Raw genomic sequence first — 20339 nt, 5'->3', positions numbered from 1 at the left:
TGGGGAGTTGTAGTTATGAAGTGAAGAAGATTAGATAGAATGCTGGAAGGGAAGCGTGGAAGAGATGATTCGCGTACTATTCGTATGCCTGGGCAACATTTGCAGATCACCGATGGCGGAGGCCATTTTTCGCCACAAAGTGAAAGAGCGGCAATTGGAGGAGCGCATTCTGGTTGATTCAGCTGGGACAGGGGATTGGCATATTGGAAAGCCTCCTCATGAAGGAACACAGAAAATTTTGAACCTTCACTCGGTAAGCTTTGAAGGTATGACAGCAAGACAAGTAACAGATAGTGACTTTGGTTCCTTTGATTATATCGTGTGCATGGATGATTCGAATGAGCGCAATGTCCGAAAATTACCCGGTGCAGAACAAGCGAACATATTAAAATTTATGGATCTACTCCCCGATGAAATACACAGAGAGGTGCCCGATCCCTATTACACCGGAAATTTTGATGAGGTGCACAGATTGATTGATCTGGGAAGTGACGCGCTGCTGGATCAAATTACGATAGAGAAGCTGAAATAAAAAAACAGACCGGCTCAAGCTCAAGCAGAGCCGGTTTTTTTGTGTCAAAAATTGGTGTATGATAGAAGCTGGATGTAAACGCTAACACCAATATTGGGCTAACCGGGGAGGAGAGAGTGCTCCTGCTGAGCTTAATCTGTTTAGAACAGCTGTTGTGAACTACCTCATCCCCATACCCGAAGTGACTGTATTATTGTTTATCCAGGAAGTATTCGAGCGCGCCTGGAAGCTCATTTTGCCAAAATCCCCACTGATGGCGTCCGTCTTTTTCAGCATACTTCACTTTGGCACCACGCGCTTCTAACAAGTCACGAGTGTTCTGATTCATTTCTACGAAGTTGAAGATGCCATAATCGGTCTCGAAGCTGTCCTCCTGAAGTCCCACGATCATCCACACATTTAGCCAGGACAGATCCGAGGACTTAGCATACAGCTCCTGTGATTGGGGATAGAAGGCACCGGACAAGCTGATAACTTTGCTGAACAATTCGGGATACATAAGCGCAATGTGGAGTGAAACACTGCCGCCAAGGGAGTCACCTGCAAGAATTCTTTCCTCTTTTGTGCGGCGGACCGGATATTTTTCTTCGATATAGGGAATGATTTCTTTCGCAAAGGCAGAAGTGTATGCCTCAAATTGTTGTCCAAAAGGCGCATACTCCTGAGTACGAATTTTCACGTCGACTTCAACGCCAACAATGATAAAAGGCTCTACGCCTTCATCCAAAATTAAGCGATTGGCAGTTGTGGCTATGCGGCCGAAGTTGAAAAATTCCTCCCCGTCCTGACAGTAGACGACAGGATAGCTTAATACTTCATTGTAGCCCGGCGGGAGGTAAACCCGGAGATTTCTTTTTGCGTTCAAAAACCGGCTTTCAATTTCATCCTTAAGGATGGTTCGTTTCAAGTAGCGAGAATCCGTCATAAATCGTCACCTTTCTTCGTCTATGTTTTGCATTCGTTTTGACAATAAGATAAGATTAACCCTAGTTGCTCGGCTAGTACAAGCAGCAGGTATTTTCCACAACTGTTATACTAATATAAAACAACTGTTATACATACAAACATAAGAAAAGCTTAAAAAAATCAACGTTTATCTTTGACGTATGTGACAAAACAGGTGTATAATAATTCTATAACAGCGGAACTTGATATTCAAATTTTTTGTTGAGGTGAAGAAAAAAATGAGCAAGGTTCCTTATGAAGTTTATACAGAGGATGTAGAGGCTCTCTCCGTATTGTCTCCTGACGGTGAAATCGTTAACAAAGACAAGATGCCTGAGCTGTCCGATGAGCAATTGAAAGAAATTATGTACCGTATGGTATTTACACGTACTTGGGACGACCGCGCAGTTAACCTGGGCCGCCAAGGACGTCTTGGATTCTACGCTCCAGTATCCGGTCAAGAAGCTTCCATGATCGGCAGTGAGTTTGCGCTTGAGAAGGAAGACTACGTAGTACCTGGTTACCGCGATATTCCACAGCTGGTATGGCATGGACTTCCGTTGTATCAAGCATTCCTGTACTCCCGTGGACATCAACATGGTGGTCAAATTCCTGACGGTGTAAACGTGATGATGCCGCAAATCATCATCGGTGCTCAAATTTTGCACGCGATGGGTATTGCTATGGGCTTCAAACTGAAAAGCCAAAAGAACGTTGCGATCACTTACACAGGTGATGGCGGTTCTTCCGAAGGTGACTTCTACGAAGGTCTGAACTTTGCAGGACGTTTCAAACTGCCGGTTATTTTCTTCGTGCAAAACAATGGCTATGCCATTACAACACCTTTCTCCAAACAAACTGCATCTCTGTCTATTGCACATAAAGCAGTAGCAGCTGGTATCAAAGGCATCAAAGTTGACGGAATGGACGTATTCGCAGTAATCACCGCTGTTAGAGAAGCTGCTGAACGTGCTCGCAACGGAGAAGGCGCTACTTTGATTGAAGCAGTGACTTACCGCTACCGTCCGCATTCCCTGTCTGACGATGCTTCCAAATATCGTACAAAAGACGAGGAAGGCGAGTGGAACGAAAAAGATCCAATCAACCGCCTTGCTAAATATCTGGAACAAAAAGGTCTTTGGACTGAAGAAGATACAGCTCGCGTGAAAGATGAAGCAAAAGCGAAAGTGAACGAAGAAATCAAACGCGCTGAGAAAACAGAAAAAATGACAATCCCTGGCTTGATTGACAGCATGTTCGAGCATACTCCAAAACATCTGGAAGAGCAAAAAGCTGATTTTCAATAAAACTTTGGTGTAAGTAATTGTTCCGCTGATCGGAACTCATATAGGCACGAACTGTTAAATGTTTAAGGAGGATATGAAGCAATGGCACAAATGAACATGAAAGAAGCAATCCGCGACGCCATGCGCGTCGAGCTTAAACGCGATCCGAATGTCCTGATTTTCGGTGAAGACGTGGGTAATGTCGGCGGTGTATTCCGTGCGACGGAAGGTTTGCAAAAAGAATTCGGCGAAGAGCGCGTATTTGATACTCCACTTGCGGAGTCCGCTATCGGCGGTCTGGCAGTAGGGCTTGGTGTAACTGGCTTCCGTCCAGTTGCAGAAATCCAATTCGTAGGTTTTATTTTTGAAGCACTGGACCAAATGGCGGTTCAAGCTGCACGTATGCGTTACCGCTCCGGCGGCCGCTACAACTCCCCGATCGTGTTCCGTACACCTTTCGGCGGCGGCGTAAAAGCAGCTGAGCTTCATACAGATTCCCTTGAAGGTTTGCTTACGCAAACACCGGGTATTAAAGTAGTAGTTCCTTCTAACCCTTACGATGCAAAAGGTCTTCTGATTGCGTCTATCCGTGATAACGATCCAGTATTCTTCATGGAGCACTTGAACCTGTATCATGCATTCCGTGCAGAAGTTCCAGAAGAAGATTACACAGTTGAGCTTGGTAAAGCGAACGTGGTGCGTGAAGGTTCTGACGTAACGATTATCGCTTATGGCATGATGGTTCACACTTCTGTTAAAGCAGCAGAAGAACTGGAAAAAACAAAAGGAATCAAGGCAGAAGTTATCGATCTTCGTACGATCAGCCCGATCGACATCGATACAATCCTTGAGTCCGTTAAGAAAACAAACCGCGCTATCGTGGTTCAAGAAGCTCAAAAGAGCTCCGGCGTAGCAGCTGAAGTTATTGCCCAAATCAATGAAAAAGCAATTCTGCACCTGGAAGCACCTGTGCTACGCGTTGCTGCTCCTGACACGGTATATGCATTCGCACAAATTGAGGACTCTTGGCTCCCAACTCCTAATCGTGTAATTGATGCGGTTAACAAAGTACTTGAATTCTAATAAATAGAATGAACGATGGACGAATCGTTCGTCCTAAACAGCATAAGGAGCTGAAACTTCAGCTCCTTATGCACAGTTCTTCTATGTAGTCATCCAAAGTAGGAGGTAATACAAGTGGCAAAATTTAATTACAAATTCCCTGAGCTCGGTGAAGGTCTACACGAAGGCGAAATCATCAAAATGCACATCAAACCAGGTGATAAAGTTACAGACGACGATATCATCATGGAAGTACAAAATGACAAGGCTGTCGTTGAAGTTCCTTGTCCAGTCAACGGTACAGTACAAGAAGTATTCGCTAAAGACGGCGACATCTTCACTGTCGGTGCTGTTGTCGCTGTAATTGATGCTGAAGGCGATATTCCTGATCAAGAAGAGGAAGAACAAGCATCTCAAGAAGCGGATGCAGCTAAAGGCGGAGCAGACACGACTTCTTCTCCTGCAGCAAGCAGCCCAAGCGAAGCAAAAGAAGGCGGAGAAAAAGAAGTTTCTTCTGCACCAGCAAAAGAAGTTCTTGCGACTCCTAGCGTTCGCAAATTTGCTCGTGAGCAAGGCGTTAACATCGCTGAAGTTACTGGAACTGGCAACAACGGTAAAGTAACTAAAGAAGATGTTGAAGCATTCAAGAACGGCGGCGGTCAAGCAGCTCCAGCAGCATCTGCAGCTGAAGAAACAAAAGAAGCAGCCAGCGCACCGGCGGCAGCAGCAGCTAATGCTCGTGCTGAAGAAGAGCGTGTACCATTTAAAGGTATCCGCAAAGCAATTTCCAATGCGATGGTTAAATCTGCTTACACAGCACCACACGTTACAATCATGGACGAAGTCGATGTAACTGAGCTGGTTGCGTTCCGTACTCGCATGAAACCAATTGCAGAGAAAAAAGGCACGAAAGTGACTTACTTGCCATTCATCGTCAAAGCGCTTATTGCAGCTACTCGCGAGTTCCCTGTAATGAACGCAATGATCGACGAGCAAGCTAACGAAATTGTTTACAAAAAATACTACAACATCGGTATCGCTACAGATACAGATAACGGTCTGATCGTGCCAGTTATCCATGATGCAGATCGTAAGAGCATCTGGATGATCGCAGACAGCATCCGTGATCTTGCAGCACGCGGCCGAGACGGCAAACTGTCTCCTAACGAAATGAAGGGCAGCACAATTTCCATCTCGAATATCGGTTCTGCAGGCGGTATGTTCTTCACTCCGATCATCAACTTCCCTGAAGTTGCAATTCTCGGAACTGGACGTATCAGTGAAAAAGCGGTTGTTAAAGACGGTCAAGTTGTAGCAGCTCCTGTTATGGCTCTGTCCCTAAGCTTCGACCACCGTATCATTGATGGTGCAACAGCTCAAAACTTTATGAACTACATTAAATCCCTGCTCGCTAATCCCGAGCTGCTGGTAATGGAGGTATAAAACATGGTAGTAGGAGACGCTTCTCTCGATATTGATACTCTAGTCATTGGTGCTGGCCCTGGTGGTTATGTTGCTGCAATTCGTGCGGCACAGCTTGGACAAAAAGTTCTTATCGTTGACAAATCCGAGCTTGGCGGTGTGTGTCTGAACCGCGGTTGTATTCCTTCTAAAGCTTTGATCTCTGCGGCACATGCATATGAGAACGCAAAACACGCAGATCAATTCGGCGTAACTGCTGAAAACGTCAAAGTAGACTTTGCAAAAACTCAAGAATTCAAAAACGGCGTTGTTAAAAAGATGACTGGCGGCGTAAGCTCCCTTCTTAAAGGCAACAAAGTTGAAGTATTCAACGGCGAGTGCATGTTCATTAACGAAAACGAAGCGCGTGTATTCAATGATCATGAATCTCCGCGTTACCGTTTCAAAAATGCAATCATCGCTACAGGTTCCCGTCCAATCGAACTTAAGCCATTCCCGTTTGGCGGACGCATTCTGTCTTCCACTGAAGCATTGAACCTGCAAGAAGTACCTGGCAGCATGATCGTTATCGGCGGCGGCTACATTGGTGCTGAGCTTGGTCAAATGTACTCCAAATTCGGAACGAAAGTAACCATCATCGAAGGTATGGATACAGTACTTCCTGGATTTGATAAAGATATGACTACGCTTGTTGCGAAGAACATGAAGAAAACAGGCATCGAAATCGTAACAAATGCAAAAGCGGAAAGCGCTGAGCAAACAGATAAAGATGTTACTGTTAAATACAGCGTAAACGGCGAGAGCAAAGAAGTTACGGCTGACTACCTGCTTGTAACTGTAGGACGTCGTCCTAATACGGATGGTGAGCTTGGTCTTGATCTGATTGGTGTTGAGACAGACGAGCGCGGCTTCGTTAAAGTTGACAACCAAGGTCGTACGAATCATAAGCACATCTTCGCAATCGGCGACATCGTTGCAGGTCTTGCACTTGCACACAAAGCTTCTTACGAAGGTAAAGTAGCAGCAGAAGTTATCGCAGGAATGCCGTCTGTTGTTGATTATAAAGTAATGCCAGCAGTTGTGTTCACTGATCCTGAGTGCTCCAGCGTTGGTTACACTGAAAAAGAAGCAAAAGAGAAAGGATACAAAGTTAAATCCGGTAAATTCTCTTATGCAGGTAACGGTCGTGCCGTTTCCCTTGGACATCCTGAAGGCTTCGTGAAGCTTGTTGCTGATGAAGAAACAGGTCTGGTACTGGGCGGACAAATCGTGGGTCTGGAAGCTTCTAACCTGATTGCGGAAATCGGTCTTGCTATTGAGATGGGGGCTACACTTGAGGATATTTCCTTGACGATCCACGCGCATCCAACACTCGGTGAAATCGTAATGGAAGCATCTGAAATGGTTCTGGGTCATCCAATCCACGCAATGGTACGTTAATTACTTACATTGAGTTGATTCATTAAACAGCATGCATTGATTTGGAGGCAAGAGAGCGATAACTCGTTCTCTTTGCCTCTTTTTTTCTGCTGACTGACATATGCTCAGCATGGTAAACTATTATAATAGGGAATTTCATATTACATTTAGCTGCTTAAATCAAGAGTATATATAGATCAAAATGAATTAATTTGTCTATATAGTTTCGAATACACCTTTTTAATGAGTTATGAAATTGATTCAAGTTTTACCATGATGTTAATTACTTTACTTATGGAATTTCTCTTTTAATGGAATGGTTACTCAGAAAGGGGCAAGGTTTGCTGTGAAAGACTATCAAGCGCTGCTTAGAGATATTTTAGATCATGGAGTCAAAAAAGAAGATCGCACTGGAACAGGTACAATCTCTGTATTCGGACGTCAACTGCGATTTGACCTGTCCAAAGGATTTCCACTTGTAACGACAAAGCGTATCCATCTTAAATCCGTTATTCATGAACTGCTATGGTTTATTAGTGGTGAAACGAATATTCGCTATCTCAAAGAAAACGGAGTCCGTATCTGGGACGAATGGGCTGACGAGAATGGAGATTTAGGACCTGTTTATGGTTCACAGTGGAGAGCTTGGGAGACACCTGATGGAAAGTTTATAGATCAGATTGCGAACGTCATTCATTCAATCAAGAATAATCCGGATTCCAGAAGACATATCGTCAGTGCCTGGAACGTAGCCGAGATTGAACAAATGAAGCTGCCACCGTGCCATTTTGTGTTTCAATTTTATGTAGCTGGTGGAAAGCTGTCTTGTATGCTCACGATGCGCTCGGTGGATACCTTCCTGGGGCTGCCGTTTAATATTGCAAGCTATGCACTTCTGACACATATGGTAGCACAGCAATGCGGCCTGGAAGTCGGCGACTTTGTATGGTCAGGAGGAGATGTTCATATCTATTCTAATCATCTGGAGCAAGTGAACACTCAGCTGGCACGTGAGCCGTACCCATTGCCGACACTCGTTATTAAACGCAAGCCAGATTCTATATTCGATTATAAATATGAAGATTTTGAGTTTGAGAATTATGAGCATCATCCCGCTATAAAGGCACAGGTATCTGTCTGATTATATAAGGAGGTGTACCATGGGAATTACAATGATTTGGGCCATGAGCGCTAACGGTGTAATTGGCAAAGACAATGGCATGCCTTGGCGGCTTCCGAAGGATATGGATTTTTTCAAAGCGCAAACTACCGGGCACACCATCATTATGGGCCGCAAAACATGGGAATCCCTCAAGGGGAGAGCACTGCCTAAACGCAGAAATATCGTTCTTACTCGTCAAGAGCTCGAGCTTCCAGGTGCAGAGGTGATTCATTCGGTTATTGAGGGTGTTGAGATTGCAAAGAATGAGGAATTGTTCGTCATTGGCGGTGCCAAGGTGTATGAGGAATTTCTTCCTTACGCGGATCGGCTCATCGTCACACGAATCCATGACACGATGGAAGGGGACACCTATATGCCTGATATCAAGTGGGATGAGTGGGTTTTGACGGAAGAGATCCAGGGTGAGAAAGATGAGAAAAATCCATATGAGTTCACGTTCCAGTTTTTCAGAAAAATAGTGTAAACAGCTTGAGCAGCACGATTGAACAAACACTTTTTATGAAAACTCCGATAAATAAAATCGATCATAAGTTGACGCGGTTTGTGATGAATAATACAAATTATTATGCGCATAGTCCATTTAATATCAGGATTTGCAGATGCTACTATAGTTGAAATATAGATTTAGGCGAGCTTTTGAATGTTGTACTATTTAAGGGATATAAGCCGATTGTACAATAAGATTTAAAATTCGTTATTCGGATAAGTACAAATTGTGCTTTTTTGTGATACAATAGTCAAAAACTCTACACGAAGTGTCAACTATATCGCTATTGTTCGGATTTTATAGGATAGCCCGTATCGTTGAGACAGATGAGAATGGATGGGGGAAAATGTAACATGTCTACACCTACAGGATTTATGGAGTATAAAAGACAGCTGCCGGCTGACAGACCTCCCGAAGAGCGGATTAAGGACTGGGAGGAATTCCACAAGCACATGTCAGAAGAAGAACTCCGTACTCAAGGTGCACGATGCATGGATTGCGGAACACCTTACTGTCACACCGGGATTGATATGATCGGCGGCACTTCCGGCTGTCCGGTGCATAACCTGATCCCAGAATGGAACAATCTTGTTTACCGTGGTCTCTGGAAGGAAGCGCTTGACCGTTTGCATAAAACGAACAATTTCCCTGAGTTTACAGGTCGTGTGTGCCCTGCCCCTTGTGAAGGTTCATGTACGGTGGGCTTGATTGGTCAGCCTGTCACGATCAAGACGATAGAAGAAGCCATCATTGAAAAAGGGTTTGAAGAAGGCTGGGTCGTTCCTAACCCGCCTGAAAAACGGACGGGCAAGCGTGTAGCAGTCGTTGGATCAGGTCCTGCCGGACTTGCAGCAGCAGCACAGCTGAACAAAGCTGGACACCTCGTGACGGTTTATGAGCGTGCGGATCGTGTCGGCGGACTGTTGACCTATGGTATTCCAAGCATGAAGCTGGATAAAGGTGTTGTAGAACGCCGTGTGAATCTGCTCCAAGCGGAAGGGATTACGTTCATTACGAATACAGAGATTGGCAAGGACATCTCTTCACAGGAGCTTACTGAACAATACGATGCGGTTGTATTGTGCGGAGGGGCGACGAAGCCGCGTGAGTTCAATATTGAAGGCAGCGGGCTTAACGGAGTTCATTATGCGATGGACTTCCTGAATGGAACGATCAAGAGCTACCTTGATTCCAATCTTGCAGATGGCAACTATATTTCTGCAGAAGGCAAGAAGGTAATCGTCATTGGTGGCGGTGACACTGGATCTGACTGCGTTGCCACTTCACTGCGTCATGGCGCCAAAAGTGTGACTCAGTTCGGTACTCATGAGAAGGCACCGCTAGAACGTGATCCGATTACAAATCCGTGGCCGCAATTCCCTAACGTGTACACGCTGGATTATGCACAAGAAGAAGCAAAAGCCGTATTTGGCAATGATCCGCGTGAATTCTCCATCATGACAACTAAATTTGTAGGTGACGAGCAGGGGAACCTGAAGGAGCTGCATACCGTACAAATTCAGCGTATTGTCGATGAAACTGGCCGCAAAATCTATCAGCCGATCGAAGGCACGGAGCGTGTCTTTGAAGCGGATCTGGCTTTTATCGCCATCGGATTTGATGGACCAGAGCAAACGATTCCTCAGCAGCTCGGTCTTGAAACGACTCGTCGTTCCAACGTGAAAGCCCGTTATGGCAAATATACGACGAACGTAGACAAAGTATTTGCAGCAGGTGACATGAGACGTGGACAAAGTCTTGTTGTGTGGGCAATTAACGAGGGACGCGAAGCCGCTCGTGAAGTAGACAAATACCTGATGGGCTCCACCGTTCTCGTATAACTTATAATTTTGTAATAGCGATACCGTTATTATCTATATCCTAATATCAGCCCCTATGAACTGGAATTGGTTCATAGGGGCTTTTGTATCCCCACCCTTAACTTGAAGGAGCGAAGCGTGCGTTTTTGTTTATTGATATTCGCCCGGAAGGACCATCCATGGACGAAGCGGTCATGCGAGCATCAACAAGAATGCTTGAAACTTACGAAACATCAAGTTTTCTGCTATAATGAGGTTACTTAGAAGCAAGGAGCTTCCGTCAAATCATGAGGGAAGCTCCTTTTTGGCTCGTACAGGGCTAAAATAGGGAGGAACGGACGGATGAAGACGCTCATTATCGCGGAAAAGCCCGACATGGGACGAACGATAGCAGCCGTGGTGGAACCGCGTGCAAAAAACAACCGAACGTATCTGGAGGGAGAAAGGTATATCATTACTTGGGCGATTGGCCATCTGCTTGGACTGGCTCAGCCGGAGGCATACGATTCCAAGTATAAGAGATGGAGTATTGATGATCTGCCCATCATACCGGATCGATTCAAGATTGTACCGAATCCGAAGACTAAAGATCAGCTCAAAACCATTGGAGAGCTTGCGCGAAAAGCGAATCTGATCATTAATGCATGTGATGCAGGGCGTGAGGGTCAGTACATATTTGACCTCATTCAGCAGCAGCTTAAGCTGAACCAGCCTGTTAAGCGGCTATGGATTTCGGATTTGACAGCAGAGAGCATTAAGCGTGGCTTCGACCAGCTGCATGATGCGTCGGATTTCTATCATTTGACTGAAGCGGCAAGAGCACGGAGCGAGGCAGATTGGCTGATCGGGATGAATGCCTCCAGAGCTTTTACTACCAGACATAATGCCCTTTTATCTGTCGGCAGAGTACAGACTCCTGTCCTTGCCCTTATCTATGACCGGGAGAAGGAGATTGAAGCCTTTGACTCGCAAACCTACTATGAAGTAGCAGCCACCTTCAAGCAGGATAAAACGGAATATCGCGGCGTATGGCAAGGGGATCGACTGACGTCTAGTGAAATTGCCCAGAATATAGCCGACAAGGTAAAAGGCAAGCCGGGTCGCGTCGACAAATACGATGTGAAGAATACGAAGGAATATCCGTTTAAGCTGTATGACCTGACGCTATTGCAACGAGAGGCCAACGCTAAATTCGGATTCCCTGCCAAAAAAACATTGGATATTGCTCAGGCGTTATATGAGAAGCACAAGGTTATTTCCTACCCGCGGACAAATTCAAATTATGTGACCGAGCAAAATATTGATGGCATGCAGAAGACACTTCAGCTCCTGAAGAATGGTCCATACGCCGAGCTGGCGGGAGGAGCTAATCCCTCACTCGTACACAAAGGCAATCGAAGTGTCTGTAATCCGCAGCGGGTCGAGGATCATCATGCCATTTTGCCAACACTCAAAAAAGCAGGCACCTTAAGTAAGGATGAGAATCAGATCTATGATCTGATCGTGCGCCGCTTTCTCTCACATTTCTATCCACCGGCAGAGTACAAGCAGCACACCGTTTTTACGGAAGTGGAAAAAGAGACATTCAAAACGAATGTGAAGGAGCTGCTGTCATTAGGCTGGAAGGTTGTTCTGCCACCAGAAGATTCAGCTGCCAAGAAGCGTCGAAGCAAGAAAGACGGGGAAGATGAGGAGCAGGAGGAACATACGTCTGAACCTTTTCATCTGAACAAGGAGCAGCCGGTGTCATGCAAGAAGAGCGAAATGAAAGAGAAGCAAACTCAGCCGCCAAAGAGCTATACGGAAGGAACTCTGCTGAAAGCGATGGAGAGCGCAGGGAAGCAGATTGAGAATGATGAGCTCAGAGATGCGATGAAGGACGCAGGCCTCGGAACACCAGCGACAAGAGCGGCGACCATTGAACGGCTTAAGCAGGTTGGTTACATCCAGCTGACGGGCAAGAAGATGACGATCACGCAAAAAGGCCGCACCGCTATAGAATTAATACGAAGTGCAGGAGTCGATCTGCTCGCCTCTCCCGAAATGACAGGCCAATGGGAGCGCAGGCTGAATCAAATATCCAAGGGAGAAGCTGCTCAGGACAAGTTCATGGACAATGTCAAACGCTTTACAATCTCAATCATTGAAAAGGTCCGCGTACAGCAGCCTGCGGCGAAGGATGCCTTTGGTGACGAGGACATGACAAAAAAAGGCAGAGGAAGCCGTAGTACAAAGGGCAGTAAGCGAGGAACAAGAGGGTCGGCCTCATCGGGTACTAACACATCTAAAAGAAGTACCGTCTCTAGCGCATCATCTGCATCTACTTCCCTTGCGGCATCTAGCCGTACATCGAGCGCTGCCAAGACTTCCAGTGTACGAACAGCACTCGGCAGCTGCCCGCGCCCAGGCTGCGGCGGGACGATCATCGAAGGCAGGAAAGGATATGGCTGCAGTCATTTTAAACAAGGCTGCGGGTTTGTCATATGGAAGGATTTTGCGGGCAAACAAATCTCCGAGAAGATGCTTGAGTCATTACTGTCCAAAGGCAAGACACAACTCTTGTCATTCAAGACCCATACAGGGGCTGTGAACAAAGCTAGAATTGTGCTGACCGACCGTGCATCGGGGAAATTAACATTAGAGCGAGAGCATTAACCCGAACGTAAATCCCCGGAACATTACAGATTAACAATTAGCAGCTAATAATAAGAAAAAGAACTGTCTCACTCCCATGAATCGTTAATATCTAAGGGAGAAGGACAGTTCTTTTTATAAACCGGGGCATTAATTTTGAAGACCTGATAAGTATCCTTGGATTACATCGGGAACGTCGACGAGTTGCTTAATTGTGTATAAGGAATAGTCCTCCGGCTTGTTCAGCTGAATTACATTATATTGCCATTCCACATCCTGTTCGATGTAGATCGCGTGAATTCCTGCAGAAATCGCAGGCTCAATATCCGTCCGCAGTGAATTGCCAATCATCCAGGTGATGGAGCGGTCAAAGTTCCCTTTTTGTATGATGGCTTCGAGTGCCTCAATATTTTTGTGCTTCGTAATGTAAATTCGATCATCAAAGTACTCGCCAAGCTTCATTTGGTCGATTTTGCGCTGCTGGATTATATGTTCACCACCTGTATACAGATGCAGCGTATGACCCTGGTCACGAAGCAGCTCCAATGTTTCAACCATTCCTGGGTATGCTTCAACCTCCTGCTCGTATACGCTCATGCCGAGGTCTTGAAGCTGAGCCTGCTCATCCTGGTTGATGGCACGATGATATTTTTTGGAGAAAAATACGTATGTATCAATCAGGGATTGCGGAAAATGCTGGGAGGCAAACCCGAAAATGTTAACCCCGGACACATCGATTTCTATTTGCTTCGATCTCACTTCATCAATCGTAATGTTGTAATCGCAAAACCATTCCTGCATGAGTTCGTAAAACGCACCGAGCGTTAAATTGAAATATTTGTTACAGTGTATGAGTGTATCGTCAAGATCGAATATAATCTGCTGCGGCACGTATGATTTCATTATCTTCACTCCTTGCTGTTCTAAAGTTGTCATATTTGAATGTAAGCTTCCAGATACATATTAAGTTCTGATAGTCCGTCGGTTCTCAGGCTATATTTCTCATTCTGATCCTTGCCTAGGTGTGTCTGCAGCAAGCCTGATACACGTAGAGCCATTAGATGGGGGCGAAGAAATTCCGCGGACTGACCGAGCTCAGTTGACATCTGGTTAATCGATTTAGGTTGGTTTGATATATAACGAAGCAAGCGTAGTCTCTCGGGATCTGAAATGGCTTCCGTAAGTCTCAGCAAGCTGACAGGCGGTTCATCATCACGCTCAACAGGCACATCAACCGGATACTGAATCAATAGCATACCTTCGTAGAAGCAATACATATTAATGGGTCTGTTATGAACGGTTGGAAACAATATGATTTTGTTTAATCCCGGAATGTCCTCCACAATGAGGCCTGCTGTTGCATAGTCAACCAGTCGGTCAGGACTCATCTTGGTCAATAGCAATTCTTTCTCTGAGCTGTCTTCCTCTATTAGCTTACGGTATTCGGGAAGAAGCGATTGATAATAATGCTTATCCCATAACTGAAGCAGAGGAATGTAATGATCCCGTATGCGGGAAGCTTCTTCGATCGTCAGGTCTGGAAGCACGGAATGGACCATACGAAAAAGCTCCTCGATCGGTCTTTCGGACATTTCTGCAAGAAATGGCTGCACCTCGCTTGTCTGCTCTCGCAGCGCCGTCCATGCAAATAGCACGTCATAATCGCTGAAAGGCCATGAAGCGGCAGCTCTAATGGATTCTCGAACATCCAAGCTTAGTGTGCTGTCTATGTCCTCAATCCATTCAGGACCGAGATCAAGACTGCGAACCCATCTTCTCGTCACATAGACCATAAAGCTGTTCAGCAGTTCATAAATGGGAGAAACGTCAACTTTCACCTGATAACTCATCTGTATAAACAGACCTCCTATCACAGGTTTCAGCTTAACTTTTACGAAAAGTAAGCGTTCATTTCATTATCGCTTGTATTTGGGCGTATTGTCCACTATAATGTTGAATACTTTGTAACCCGTTTCCTCACCCGGAGGACTATAATAGAGGACAGTGACAGGTCGTCAGCGATGACGATTTTTCTTTTTGTTCGAGTGAAAGGTAGGTTCGCATTGCAGAAGGGAATACACCAAGAAGGATCATCAAGGCATTTTTTGATCTTAATCGCAATTATTATTGTAGCAGGCTTAAGTCAAGGTTTATTATTGCCCGTTCTTTCCATATTTATTGAGAAGATGGGAGTTTCATCAAGTGTCAACGGCATGAATGCCGCAGTCATGTATGTCGGTTCTTTTGCCATGACTTTGGTTGCAGAACGAATTCTTGGTGCAGTCGGATTTAAAAAGCTGATTGTCGCAGGAATTATTGTCGTCATGATTCCATTAATGTTATTTCCAATCATCCCGGATTTGCGGTTATGGTTTCTGCTTCGGCTCCTGGTCGGAATTGGAGACAGTGCATTGCACTATGCAACACAGCTATGGGTTCTACTGGTGACCCCCGCTGGTTCAAGAGGACGAAATATATCCATCTACGGAATGTCATATGGGATTGGATTCAGTCTTGGGCCGTTAGGCATTAAATTGCTGGATTACAATCAAATGCTGCCGTTTGCAATATTGTTCCTCATTATGCTTGTTGTACTGTTCTTTGCTCTTCGACTGCCTGATACACGTCCTGAGAAAATGAGTACGAAGGACCAGGTTAAGGGACGGTACAGAAAAGGCTTCATTCTTGCCTGGTATGCACTCTTGCCGGCCTTCCTGTATGGCTATATGGAGTCGGGAATGAACAGCAACTTCCCAATATATGGGCTTAGAATCGGATTCTCCGAGAATGACATCTCGACACTCCTGCCCTTTGTGGGTATTGGCGGACTGCTGCTGCAGCTCCCGCTAGGTGCACTTAGTGACAAATATGGGCGTAAAAAGATACTGATGATCGCAGGAATATTAGGTGGTTTGTTCTTTCTGATGATTCCGGCAGTCGGCACTCACTTTTGGTACACTTTGATTCTACTTACTTTTGCCGGCGGACTCGTTGGTTCGTTCTTTTCGCTGGGGCTCGCGTATGCGGCTGATATTCTCCCTAAGCAGCTCCTTCCATCTGCGAATGTCGTTGCTTCTTTTCAATTTAATATAGGGAGCATTTTGGGACCGAATCTTGGAGGAATCATGCTGGGGCTGGGTGCTCCGGGAGCCATGTTCTGGCTCCTTGGCGGCTGCTACCTCGTATTTGGAATAGCGGGCTTCTTTTTTCGATCGAAAGAGCAGTCACATCGACTCTGATCTCAGGAATGTTTGTTCTCATATGGTAAATCGACTCTTTTTCCAATAAACTAAGAATATACAATCTACGGATAAGAGGAGTTTAAGCGTAAATGATCAGAGTAGAGAATCTAGCAAAAAGCGTAGGTCCGGACAGGCTTCCGGTACTTCGAGAGATAAGCTTTGACATGCAGCAAGGGGAATTTATCGGGATTGTGGGCGGCAGCGGGAGCGGAAAAAGTACGCTTCTTCGTTGTTTGGCCCTGAAGGATCAATGGGATAAAGGGAAATTTACGGTACATGGTACTGATATTTTTAATGCTGGTTATGCTGGTAAAAAGCAAATTAAGCGCGAATGGGCCTATTTGGAGCAGAATCCGGAATTGTTCACGAACAAAACGGTGCTCAAGAATGTACTCATCGGTCGTTCTGGGCAAACGCCTTGGTGGAGAATGGTGACTGGGATGGTACGTTCGGATGACTATATGGGAGCCATGGACATTATTGAAAATGTTGGTTTGCTCGATAAAGCCCATATGAAGGCAGGACAACTCAGTGGAGGAGAGCGGCAGCGTGTGGCTATTGCAAGAGCGCTAACCCATGGGGCCAAAGTTATTTTGGCGGATGAGCCTGTCATTGGACTGGATCCCAAATCAGCGGACAGTGTGCTTGAGAATTTCAAAAAGCTGTGCTCGGAAGAAAATGTTACTGTGATTGCCGTACTTCCTATCGAGCTGGCAGAACGTCATGCGGCTAGGATATGGGGGCTTTCCGAAGGAAGAATTGCTTTTGATATCCGGGGCCGGCGTCTTACCATGCACGAAAAAAACAAGATTTAACGAGTGGAAAGAGTGATCAGGTGTTAAATGCACAACATATAAAAAGGATAATTCATGCAGCGCTGTTATTTGCCGTACTTATGCTTCTTACTGCTTGCGCGAACGGACTTGATTCATTCAATGATCCAAAGTCGCTTATGAAAACGCCGCAACTGACATCGGAGCGGGAGAATCTGCTCAGCGTCATTCAGGGTGAATTGCCTGAAGGCTCTACGATTACACAGCCAAGAGAGATGTCCAACAAGATTATTCAGAAAGACTTGAACAATGATGGTGTGATGGAGGCAGTTGTTTTCTACGACACACCCGATGAAGAAGTGAAAATTCATGGTATGGTGCTTGAGAAGCGAGGGGTAACCTGGGTTAAGAAATTAACCTTTGATGGTCTCGGATCCGTACTCAATTCATTCCGCCTGCAAGATATAACGGGAGATGACGATTTGGAGATTATCGCCGGCTTCTCCAACAGTGTAGAGCAGAATGCCCAGAACTGGCTTGCTTCTTATATTTATAACGGCAGCACACTTCAAAAGATACTGGAAATGCCTTACTCCAAGTATGTCATTGTAGATGAGTCCCGTAATCCGATGGATATGAATGGTGATGGGATTAATGATCTGACCATCATGAATATATTGCCGACAAGCGGTCAAGGAACCGTAACGGTCTACCAATATAAGGACGAAGTCTTCGAGCCGATTGACAAGCTGACAATCGAAACTCGTATGAGGGACTTCTACAACGTATCTGCGGGTAAAATTTCACCCAATCATACAGGTATTTTGCTAGATATTGGTCTAGATGCATCCAATTCCTATACGGATGTTGTGTATATGGAGAACAACCAGCTTGTTGAGGCTTTTAAAGGAATTGATATCACCTTCAAGCCTAGAAAGATAATGAGTGAAGATATCAACAACGATGGTATTGTTGAATTTGGTCTGCTGGAAATCCCACCAGGCTGGGAGATGTTTGTCGACAGCGAGAAGCTCTACTTCTATTCCTTCTATCAGTGGAACGGCAAGGATGACATGACCTTTGTTATGCAGCAATACCGGGATGACCAGGATCGTTTTTACTTCAACCTTAAGCCTGAGCAGCACGGAAATGTTACACTGGATACGAAATCGGTCAAGGATAAATACCTTCGCTTCAAGCTGATTGATACGGATGAGACCGTAGCAGAGATTAATTTCTTCTCACTTGATGAATGGGAGAAAGTAAAAGATGAATGGAAACAGATCGTCCGGTCAAGTAATCAGGTGATTGGATATCGTTTACCAAAACAGGCAGGTGTAACTGAACCGGACAATATTCCGCAAGAGATGGAAGAGGAAGGAATGAGTGAATAAATGAGTAAGGTTTTGATTATGGAAGACGAGGAATCGATCCGCAGTTTTATCGTGTTGAACTTGAAGCGTAACGGCTTCGAAGTGCTTGAAGCAGGAGACGGAATGGAGGCAATGAGAATCATCAATTCTGTTAATGATATCGATATTGCTCTTCTCGACGTCATGGTTCCTGGAATTGACGGTTTTGAAGTCTGCCGCCGAATTCGGGAAACGAACGAGCGGATCGGGATTATTTTCTTGACAGCTAAGGTGCAGGAGCAAGATAAAGTATATGCCTTGTCTGTCGGAGCGGATGATCATGTTAGCAAGCCATTTAGTCCTACTGAGCTTATTGCACGAATTCAGTCACTGCTCCGGAGAGTGAACGTTCATCGTGAAACAGCTGCCAAGGTCACATTTGAATCAGGTCCGTTCTCATTAGACCTTATTTCCAAGCAGTTCAAAAGAAACGGTCAGGCTATTGAACTTACTCCGACAGAATTTTCACTGGTGCAATTTTTCCTGGAGAAAGAAAACACGCCGCTCAGCCGTGATGTTCTTCTTGATCATGTCTGGGGCAAAGAATATATGGGAGATCCCAAAATCGTGGACGTGAATATTCGGCGTCTGCGGCAAAAAATCGAAGACAATCCTTCAGAGCCGGAATACTTGCAAACGGTTTGGGGACATGGTTACAAGTGGAAGGGTAGAGCTCAATGATGAAAGGCATACGCAGGCAAATAGTTCTGCAATATTTTATTCTCGTTCTGCTTGCGCTATTGCTGATCGAATCTATTTTTCTGGTTGCGATGCAGAAATATTATTATGACAGTATCTATAATTACATCGAATCCAATTCGAAAAATGTAATCCGATACTATAATTCTTCGTTTATAGACAGCAGCAACGAAAGCTCGTTTATTTCCAATCTGATGTACTATCTCAAGCTGGACAATACATCACTTGAAATACTCGATACAGAAGGCAATGTGCTTGCATTGTCCTCGGGCTTCGAGTCCGATCGGACCATTCAGACGAGTGATATTCCTCAGGCATTGAAGGGAAGCACAGGGCGCTGGATCGGGAAAGACTCGGTAACAGGTGAGTCCGTAATGGCGGTGTCAACGAAGATCGACTACGGTAATGACAATGTATACATTGCCCGTTACGTGACAAGCATTGAGCGTGTAAACGAAGCACTGATTGATATTCTCATCTGGTCCAGTCTTATTGTCATTGGTGTACTGGTGCTTGTCTTTACGATAAGTATCGGGCTTGCCAATTCCATTGTAAGGCCCATCAACATCATTACAGGAGTCTCCGCTGAAATGGCGAAGGGCCGGTTTGATGTCCGGATCGAGGGGGATTACAAATATGAGATTGGCGAGCTTGCCTCGACGCTGAATTATATGGCCCAAGAAATTGTTCGCAGCAATCAGGTCAAGGATGATTTTATCTCCTCGATATCTCATGAGCTCAGGACTCCGCTCACCAGCATCAAAGGCTGGAATGAAACTCTTGAATCCGGCGGCTATGATCCAGATGAGACACGGATGGGTCTGAAGATTATATCTAACGAAACGAATCGATTAATTGGACTGGTTGAGGAGCTGCTCGATTTCTCTAAACTGCAGCAAAATGAAATGAAAATGGTTAAAGGCTCGGTCAGTGTACGTGAAGTCATGCAGGAAGTGATGCTGAATGTCTGGGCGAAGGCAGAGCAGAAGCATATCCAGCTTAAGCTGGATGCAGAGGAAGAGGAATATCTTATTTTGGGCGATGGCAATCGTCTGAAACAGGTGTTTCTCAATGTCATAGATAATGCAATCAAGTTCTCCCATATGAATTCTTGGATCTACATTATCCTTCAACGCGAAGATGAGTTCATTATCGTGTCTGTACAGGATACGGGAATCGGGATCAGTGAAGAGCATTTGGCGAAGGTAAAAGACCGCTTCTATCAAGTGGATCACCAGCATGGGGGTACAGGTCTGGGACTTGCTATTAGTCAGCAGCTCATTGAGCTTCATGGAGGGACAATGAGTATGCATAGTGAACTCGGCAACGGTACGACAGTTACCGTTCGCTTGCCTGCCTTACAAGAAGAGGCTCATGAGGAGCAGGATCAGCAAGGGACCATTGAAGCATGATGGCTATTGGA

General features: G+C 45.3%; 17 protein-coding genes. 14 read left to right on the top strand and 3 right to left on the bottom strand.

Annotated elements, in window-relative coordinates; all coding sequences use genetic code 11:
* Positions 1-64 precede the first annotated feature (64 nt).
* Positions 65-532 carry a low molecular weight protein-tyrosine-phosphatase gene (locus BM415_RS10480; RefSeq protein WP_091157644.1) on the top strand — a complete coding sequence of 156 codons (468 nt, stop codon included), beginning with the start codon at positions 65-67 and terminating at the stop codon, positions 530-532.
* Between the two features lie 190 nt (positions 533-722).
* Here BM415_RS10480 and BM415_RS10475 read toward each other — a convergent pair whose 3' ends face one another.
* Positions 723-1457 carry an alpha/beta hydrolase gene (locus BM415_RS10475; protein WP_091157641.1) on the bottom strand — a complete coding sequence of 245 codons (735 nt, stop codon included), beginning with the start codon at positions 1455-1457 and terminating at the stop codon, positions 723-725.
* 259 nt (positions 1458-1716) lie between these two features.
* Between BM415_RS10475 and pdhA the strand changes: the two genes are divergently transcribed.
* The 8 genes from pdhA to BM415_RS10435 all read left to right on the top strand — a co-directional run bounded on the left by pdhA (position 1717) and on the right by BM415_RS10435 (position 12811).
* A complete protein-coding gene (gene pdhA / locus BM415_RS10470; RefSeq protein WP_091157638.1) occupies positions 1717-2784 on the top strand; it encodes a pyruvate dehydrogenase (acetyl-transferring) E1 component subunit alpha in 1068 nt (355 codons plus the stop codon).
* Between the two features lie 81 nt (positions 2785-2865).
* Positions 2866-3846, top strand: a complete 981-nt coding sequence (locus tag BM415_RS10465; protein WP_076312761.1) for an alpha-ketoacid dehydrogenase subunit beta — start codon at positions 2866-2868, stop codon at positions 3844-3846.
* Between the two features lie 114 nt (positions 3847-3960).
* Positions 3961-5268: a dihydrolipoamide acetyltransferase family protein gene (locus tag BM415_RS10460; protein ID WP_091157634.1), complete on the top strand. Its 1308-nt coding sequence runs from the start codon at positions 3961-3963 to the stop codon at positions 5266-5268.
* A 3-nt stretch (positions 5269-5271) separates the two neighbouring features.
* Positions 5272-6687, top strand: coding sequence for a dihydrolipoyl dehydrogenase (lpdA, locus tag BM415_RS10455; protein WP_091157631.1), 1416 nt, complete (start codon positions 5272-5274; stop codon positions 6685-6687).
* Between the two features lie 325 nt (positions 6688-7012).
* Complete coding sequence (locus tag BM415_RS10450; protein ID WP_091157627.1) at positions 7013-7807, top strand: thymidylate synthase; 795 nt, start codon at positions 7013-7015, stop codon at positions 7805-7807.
* A 19-nt stretch (positions 7808-7826) separates the two neighbouring features.
* Positions 7827-8312, top strand: coding sequence for a dihydrofolate reductase (locus BM415_RS10445; RefSeq protein ID WP_091157625.1), 486 nt, complete (start codon positions 7827-7829; stop codon positions 8310-8312).
* A 377-nt stretch (positions 8313-8689) separates the two neighbouring features.
* Positions 8690-10177, top strand: a complete 1488-nt coding sequence (locus BM415_RS10440; RefSeq protein ID WP_091157622.1) for a glutamate synthase subunit beta — start codon at positions 8690-8692, stop codon at positions 10175-10177.
* Positions 10178-10498: 321 nt separating this feature from the next.
* Positions 10499-12811, top strand: a complete 2313-nt coding sequence (locus BM415_RS10435; protein WP_091157620.1) for a type IA DNA topoisomerase — start codon at positions 10499-10501, stop codon at positions 12809-12811.
* Between the two features lie 129 nt (positions 12812-12940).
* On the opposite strand, the gene BM415_RS10430 is transcribed toward BM415_RS10435, so the two are convergent.
* Positions 12941-13693 carry an HAD family hydrolase gene (locus BM415_RS10430; protein ID WP_091157617.1) on the bottom strand — a complete coding sequence of 251 codons (753 nt, stop codon included), beginning with the start codon at positions 13691-13693 and terminating at the stop codon, positions 12941-12943.
* 29 nt (positions 13694-13722) lie between these two features.
* The gene (locus BM415_RS10425; RefSeq protein WP_091157615.1) at positions 13723-14640 is read right to left on the bottom strand and encodes a winged helix-turn-helix domain-containing protein; all 918 of its coding nucleotides are present in this window, start codon (positions 14638-14640) and stop codon (positions 13723-13725) included.
* A gap of 171 nt (positions 14641-14811) precedes the next feature.
* Between BM415_RS10425 and BM415_RS10420 the strand changes: the two genes are divergently transcribed.
* The 5 genes from BM415_RS10420 to BM415_RS10400 all read left to right on the top strand — a co-directional run bounded on the left by BM415_RS10420 (position 14812) and on the right by BM415_RS10400 (position 20328).
* Positions 14812-16029 (top strand): MFS transporter, encoded by a 1218-nt coding sequence (locus BM415_RS10420; protein WP_091157612.1) that lies wholly within the window; start codon positions 14812-14814, stop codon positions 16027-16029.
* Positions 16030-16121: 92 nt separating this feature from the next.
* Positions 16122-16847, top strand: coding sequence for a phosphonate ABC transporter ATP-binding protein (locus BM415_RS10415; protein WP_091157610.1), 726 nt, complete (start codon positions 16122-16124; stop codon positions 16845-16847).
* Between the two features lie 20 nt (positions 16848-16867).
* Positions 16868-18199, top strand: a complete 1332-nt coding sequence (locus BM415_RS10410) for a hypothetical protein (RefSeq protein ID WP_091157607.1) — start codon at positions 16868-16870, stop codon at positions 18197-18199.
* Positions 18200-18898, top strand: coding sequence for a response regulator transcription factor (locus BM415_RS10405; protein ID WP_091157605.1), 699 nt, complete (start codon positions 18200-18202; stop codon positions 18896-18898).
* A complete protein-coding gene (locus BM415_RS10400; RefSeq protein ID WP_091157602.1) occupies positions 18895-20328 on the top strand; it encodes a sensor histidine kinase in 1434 nt (477 codons plus the stop codon). Before BM415_RS10405 ends, BM415_RS10400 begins: the two co-directional genes overlap by 4 nt.
* The last annotated feature ends 11 nt before the right edge of the window (positions 20329-20339 follow it).

It is taken from the genome of Paenibacillus sp. 453mf (assembly GCF_900116105.1).
Taxonomy (GTDB): domain Bacteria; phylum Bacillota; class Bacilli; order Paenibacillales; family Paenibacillaceae; genus Paenibacillus; species Paenibacillus provencensis.
The sequence above is the reverse complement of the archived record's forward strand: the minus strand, read 5'-3'. Positions and strand labels throughout refer to the sequence as shown.